This window comes from Bacteroides sp. An269, from assembly GCF_002159755.1.
GTDB classification, from domain to species: domain Bacteria; phylum Bacteroidota; class Bacteroidia; order Bacteroidales; family Bacteroidaceae; genus Phocaeicola; species Phocaeicola intestinalis.
This window is the reverse complement of record NZ_NFJG01000184.1, coordinates 1-4,644: the sequence shown is the minus strand read 5'-3', so window position 1 is coordinate 4,644 and position 4,644 is coordinate 1. Positions and strand designations below refer to the sequence as shown.

At 44.0% G+C, this 4,644-nt stretch carries 3 protein-coding genes and 1 other RNA gene; 2 read left to right on the top strand and 2 right to left on the bottom strand.

The genetic code is table 11. From position 1 onward, the window contains the following. Positions 1-122: 122 nt before the first annotated feature. Positions 123-2,345 (bottom strand): cation:proton antiporter, encoded by a 2,223-nt coding sequence (locus tag B5F71_RS18810; protein WP_087213390.1) that lies wholly within the window; start codon positions 2,343-2,345, stop codon positions 123-125. Positions 2,346-2,773: 428 nt separating this feature from the next. Here B5F71_RS18810 and B5F71_RS18805 point away from each other — a divergent pair, with 428 nt between their 5' ends. Together B5F71_RS18805 and ssrA are read left to right on the top strand one after the other, a co-directional pair. Continuing rightward, positions 2,774-3,775: a malate dehydrogenase gene (locus B5F71_RS18805; RefSeq protein ID WP_022039409.1), complete on the top strand. Its 1,002-nt coding sequence runs from the start codon at positions 2,774-2,776 to the stop codon at positions 3,773-3,775. A gap of 209 nt (positions 3,776-3,984) precedes the next feature. Continuing rightward, positions 3,985-4,381, top strand: a transfer-messenger RNA (tmRNA) gene (gene ssrA / locus B5F71_RS18800). Between the two features lie 82 nt (positions 4,382-4,463). On the opposite strand, the gene B5F71_RS20860 is transcribed toward ssrA, so the two are convergent. Beyond that, on the bottom strand, positions 4,464-4,644 hold a 181-nt coding region (locus B5F71_RS20860; RefSeq protein WP_206423870.1), incomplete at its 5' end, for a hypothetical protein.

Sequence of the window (4,644 nt, the reverse complement as noted above, 5' to 3'; positions counted from 1 at the left end):
ATCTGACGAAGAACAGGAGCGAAAAGAACCAAAAAATCGCCCAAAGCACACACGAAAACGGATACATCAAGCCAAGAAAAACTTTTTGGAGAAATTCAAAACAGCTTCTTAATGCCTCGCGCCTATACCGGCTTACGAAACGAAGCAACCATCCATACGATATCACCCGACTGAAACACAAATGCTGGAGAAGGATTCTTCACCACTTCCTTGCCCCGTTCTACACCTAAAATGATAGCACGGTCGGATTTCACTTCGCCCACACTCTTGCCCAACAAGGAAGAATGTTCGTCGACACATACGTTAGTAATGCGTGTCCCTTTGCGTGAAGATGTTCCGCCACCGGCACAGGCTTCTTTCTGCTCCAGTGCCCGAGCAAATTGCGAAAGATCTTCATCGGTACCTACTACAGTAATTTTGTCATACGGATAAAGCATCTCGTCACCTTGCGGAATATCGATGACTGCATCGCCACGACCAATAGTAATGATATTTACCCTATAACGGGTGCGGAAAGCAAGTGTTTTCAACGTCTTACCCACACAAACAGAATTGGGCTGCACGGTGAAATCGACTGCATGGAGGTCGGACAATGAAGTAGTGTCTCCCACCCCGTCAAACAAAGAAGAGCTTTTCTTTTCTTCGTCCGGTCCTTGAAAATTGGCTTCGAACTGCTCTTCAATCTCCAACGAACGCTTGCGGATACGTTTCGAAAAATATAGTCCAGCCACCACCAGTAAAGCAATAACCAGTCCCAATCCAGACGCCACATTGAACAGACGGACCACAACACTCATTACAATGGTAATGCAAAGAATAATCTTAATCAACACCAGCGATGACAAAGCACCGCGATTTACCAGATTGTCTGCCCACAGACGGCGGAACTCGGGCGAATGGTTTTTCTTGACCACCATCGCCCACAAAAGCGGTGAAAGCACTGCCAACAAAATCAAAGCACCCAGCAAATCGCCCTGAAGTCCTGGCAGATGACCTTGGATGAAAGGATGCATTTTAGAAAAGAATATGACTATAACGCCTATGCAGAGAACCAGATACACCGACACGCCTACTATCATTCCCCGCAACAGACGGTGCCAGTCGTTCTGGTGCTTCTCGGATATGGAACCGGAAACATAGCGCGACAAAGCCTGCTTGCCCCATACCGGCAAATGACGGTCGACAAACCGGTATGCAGGCTCGGAAAAACGTATCATATAAGGTGTACAGAACGTAGTGATGACAGATACTGCCACAATAATGGGATACAAATGTGTATCTGTCACATTCAGGCTCACACCTAACGAGGCAATAATAAAGGCGAACTCGCCAACCTGTGTTAACGAGAACCCTGATTTCATCGCCAGCTTCAATGGCTGTCCTGAAAGCAAAACTCCGAAAGTACCAAAAAAGCTCTGCCCTGCCAGAACCAAAAGAGTCAGCAACAAGATAGGCACAATATAATCGCGGATAACCATCGGGTCTATCATCATACCTACAGATACAAAAAATACAGCTGCAAACAAATCCTTAACCGGTTGCACCACCCGGCTGATACGTTCGCTTTCAGAGGTTTCGGCCAACAAAGAGCCCATGACGAAAGCTCCCAATGCCGAAGAGAACCCTGCTCTTACTGCAATCATAACCATCAGCAAGCACAGCCCCAAGGAAACCACCAACAGAATCTCATCACTGACAAAACGTTTGATCCTATTTATTAAGGTAGGAAGCAGGTAAATCCCCAATACCGACCAAAACACCAGAAAAGAGACCAACTTCATCAGGCTACCCAGCAACGCCGTGCCCTCGAACTGACTACTTGCAGCCAACGTAGAAAGTACCACCAGCATGACAACTCCTACAAGGTCTTCTACCACCAAAATGCCCAACACGATTCCTGTAAATTTCTGCTGGAGCAGGTTCATGTCATTGAAAGCCTTAAAAACAATCGCCGTAGACGACATAGAAAGCATTCCGCCCAAAAAAAGACTGGTAATATGAGAAAATCCCATCATATTTCCCGCCACATATCCCAAGAACATCATACCGCACACAATAGTAACGGTAGCCACCATAGCACTCAAGCCTACATTCAAAAGCTTGCGGAAAGAAAACTCCAATCCCATGGCGAACAACAAAAAAATAACACCGATGTCTGCCCAAATCTTGATGTCAGACGTATCAGACACCGTAGGCAAAAAACTCACAGAAGGACCGGTAATAAACCCAGCCACAATATAACCCAAGATAACCGGCTGTTTCAGCCACTTGAACAGAATCATGACGCATCCCGCCACAACCAGAATAATACCTAAATCGGTAATTAATGGAGCTAATTCGGACATATTCGTTAAAATTTTATCGGGGCAAAATTAATCAAAATCAACCGACAAAAGATGTCCGGCATCTCCTCCTTAATGTTTTTTATATCTGTCACCTGTATTTTCTCCCAGCCACAACCCAAAACATTGCCTCACGAAAACTATGATATCCCAACAGACCGAGAAACAGTTTTGAATTTCTCCAAAAAGTTTTTCTTGACCTGGTGTGTCTTTCTGAAGACAACACCCCGATTTCACATTTTGCCAAGTGCTGATTACAAAAATGGAGTCATCAACTTAAAAATAGTGAAATATTTCCGTAATTAAGTTGAAAAGATGCAGATTTTTCACACTTTTCTATGCACAAAGATTCTCACAAACAAAAGAACTTTTTATCTTTGCATCGGTCAGAAAAAAGAATTACCGTATAACTTAACTAAAATAATAGAATTATGGAATTTGTAACTAACGAAAAGCTTACCATTGTTGGTGCTGCCGGCATGATCGGTTCTAACATGGCTCAGACTGCCATTATGATGGGTTTGACTCCTAACATCTGCTTGTACGACCCGTATGCTCCGGGATTGGAAGGTGTGGCTGAAGAATTGTACCACTGCGGTTTCGAAGGCGTAAACGTAACCTTCACTTCAGACATCAAAGAAGCGCTGACAGGTGCCAAATATATCGTGAACTCAGGAGGTGCTGCCCGTAAAGCAGGCATGACCCGTGAAGACTTGCTGAAAGGCAACGCCGCTATCGCTGAAGAATTCGGTAAGAACGTAAAAGAATACTGCCCGGATGTAAAACACATCGTGGTTATCTTTAACCCGGCTGACATCACCGGTCTGATTACGTTGTTGTACTCAGGCTTGAAACCTTCACAGGTTACTACCTTGGCTGCCCTCGACTCTACCCGTCTGCGCAGTGAACTGGCTAAATACTTCAACGTACCTATGGACGCTGTTGAAAACTGCCGCACATACGGTGGTCACGGCGAACAGATGGCTGTATTCGCTTCTACTGCTAAAGTTAACGGCAAACCGTTGACCGACATCATCGGCACTGACGCTCTGAGCAAAGAACAATGGGCAGAAATCCAACAGAAAGTAACCAAAGGCGGTGCTAACATCATCGCATTGCGCGGACGTTCTTCATTCCAAAGCCCGGCATACGTTTCTATCGAAATGATTGGTGCTGCTATGGGTGGCAAGGCATTCCGCTGGCCGGCTGGTACATATATCTCAAACGATAAGTACGACCACATCATGATGGCATGGGAAACTTCAATCACTGCTGACGGTTGCCACTGCGCTGCTCTGAACGGAACTGCAGAAGAACAAGCTGCTTTGGACAAGAGCTACGCTCACCTCTGCGAATTGCGTGATGAAGTAATCGCTATGGGCGTTCTTCCTGCTATCTCTGAATGGAACAAGCTGAATCCGAACATCAAATAATAAGTTGCAAGGCAACAAATCGGCTCAGATTTTGAGTTAACAAATAAATACTATCTCCATAAAACTCCTGCAAACAAATGTTTGTGGGAGTTTTTTATCCCGGCATAAGCTTTTTCAATACAAAAAAGGAAAAAGAAAAGAAAAAGAAGTGACAGATTATTTTGTTATCTTCCCAATAATACCTATCTTTGCAAACAATCATCACTTAAGGGCTTGACTGGATTTGACAGCAAGAGATGTGGTATGTAAGCATGCAGTGCGTCAGTGATTTGCACTATAATCTCAGTTACTGAACAATTATCTGGCAACGAAAACTATGCTCTCGCTGCTTAATCGAAGTACAGTAGATTAACTTTATTTCCGTCACAGTGATGGAAACGAGACATCGCTCAAAAGCTCTTGTTCCGAGGCGTTTGGTCAAGCGGTGCAGCAAAATCGGGAATAGTTCTGGTCTAGCCTTGCGACCAGAATGAAATTTTAAAGGCTAAGGCGCAAGTGGGTGGCTCTGGTCTTGCTTACGCACGAAAACCGAAGGCAGAGATAAGCATGTAGAAAGCATATGGCTTCCTTGTTTGGACGAGGGTTCGATTCCCTCCAGGTCCACTATTAAAAATATAATCCACTTATTTACAGTGGATTATATTTTTTATAAATATTGTACTTCCCTCTTGCCCCTGTTCCTTTATGCTCATTTAACGGATCTATCTTTCCCATCACACAAGCGGAAATACCTCAAAAACCATCCCAAATCAACACACGATAAATTCAAAACAGTTTCTTCTATGTTGTAATCCAAATATCCAGAGAATTTTTTTATTTTATTAAAGGTTTTCATTAGCTTTGTAATCAAGGAGTTGAAGAGGATGCAA